The sequence below is a fragment of the Catalinimonas locisalis genome (genome assembly GCF_038039535.1).
Lineage (GTDB): Bacteria > Bacteroidota > Bacteroidia > Cytophagales > Cyclobacteriaceae > Catalinimonas.
The window spans coordinates 1-1,686 of sequence record NZ_JBBPHP010000100.1 but is presented as its reverse complement, the minus strand read 5'-3'; the positions used below and the strand labels follow the sequence as shown (position 1 = coordinate 1,686).

Annotated in this window: 1 protein-coding gene; it reads left to right on the top strand. The window is 41.8% G+C overall.

What is annotated here, in order from left to right; translation table 11 throughout:
• The first annotated feature begins 305 nt into the window (after positions 1-305).
• Complete coding sequence (locus WJR50_RS34005) at positions 306-1,655, top strand: IS110 family RNA-guided transposase (protein WP_341297779.1); 1,350 nt, start codon at positions 306-308, stop codon at positions 1,653-1,655.
• Positions 1,656-1,686: the final 31 nt, after the last annotated feature.

Sequence of the window (1,686 nt, the reverse complement as noted above, 5' to 3'; positions counted from 1 at the left end):
CTATTCCCCACATCAAGAAACTCGATTAATTTCTTGAGCTAACGATACGCACATAATCATTCTTGAATTATCTTGTATAGACTCTATGTAAAGCCGGTTTTTCTAGTGGTGCTTTTAAAGCTCGTGCGCTATTCTGGTCGGAATGTAAAAGCCTCTGAATGTGGGTTCAGAGGCTTGTTGATAATTTCAGTGGTGCTGCCATAAGGCAAGCCCGTTCAGAATATTCTTCAGATCAAAGATACATTTCCTTAGAGTCATTTTATACATTATTCATGATTTTCAAGATGGCTAGGAAAAAATTAAAGATGGAAATTGTTAACCCTTACTGCGCAGGCATAGACGTGGGAAGTAGATCCCATTATGTTGCAGTAGGTCAGGAATTAGAGGATGTAAAGGAATTTGGTGTGTACGCCGATGATCTGACGGAGTTATGCCTGTGGCTAAAGACTTATGGTATTACTTCAGTGGCATTAGAGAGCACTGGCAACTATCGCCGGGCGACCCCGTGGCAGAATCTGTATGCTGAACTGACTAGGCATGGCTTTGAGGTAGTACTCTGTAATGGTAAGTTCACTAAAAATGCTAAGGGCAAGAAGACAGACGTGAAGGATTGTCGCTGGATACAGAAGCTTCATGCTTTAGGACTGCTTACCAGTAGCTTTTTACCTGATGAAGTTACTGAGCAGCTCAGAACCTACTGTAGACAGCGTGGCAATTGGATAGATCTGGCAGCAGAAGCTTCTCACAAGATGCAGAAGTACCTGAAGCTACTCAACTTTAGATTAGATGTAGTAGTCAAAGATATCTGTGGGCTTACTGGCCTTACCATCATCAAGGATATTTGCAGTGGCAATCTGGACCCGGAAAGTCTGGCAGAACACAGACATTATAATTGTAGAAAATCAAAAGAAGAGATTGCTCTGGCTTTGAAGGGAAACAACCGTAAAGACTATCTCTTCGGCCTCAAACAGGAATATGAGAGTTATCTCTTCTTTCAGAAAAAGATAGATCAATGCGATAGGCAGATTTCCAGGTTTGTTAAGCAGCAGATCAATATTTATCCGGAGAAAGCAGAATTAGTGGCTGAGAAGAAGCCTTATAAGCGAGTGAACAAGAATGCTGTAAAGCATCTGGATCTAAATCAGGCAGCATATCAGTACTTTGAAGGAGTAGATTTGATGAAAGTGGAGGGAATGAGCCATTCTACTATACTTACTATCATGAGCGAGGTCGGTCCGGAAGGCTTCAAGAAATTTCCGACAGCCAAGCAGTTTACTTCCTGGTTGAGACTGGCACCCAACAATAAGATATCTGGGGGAAGAGTATTGAGCAGTAGAATACCCAAAGGAAGTAACCGACTCAAGATTGCTTTGCGACAGGCAGCCAATGCTATTGGTAATCTAAAAGACACACATCTATCAAACTTTTTTAAAAGAGTAGCTTTCAGGAAAGGAAGGCAAGCTGCTGTGAGTGCCACAGCAAGAAAGCTGGCAGTAATCTTGTGGAATATGGTGACCAGGAAGATGCAATATAATCCACCAACTGAGTATCTGTTTTTGGATCAGAAGAGAAAGCTCAAGCTTGTACAGCGTATCAGGAAAAACATTGCTAAATTGGAGCTAAAGCCTGAAGATGTGGGCTTTGCAACTACTTGATAATAAGCACCAAATTTGACGTTAGTCAGAA

What these genes read in the sequence shown, in the direction of transcription:
- WJR50_RS34005 (WP_341297779.1), top strand. Translation starts at nt 306, where the DNA reads ATGGAAATTGTTAACCCTTACTGCGCAGGCATAGACGTGGGAAGTAGA.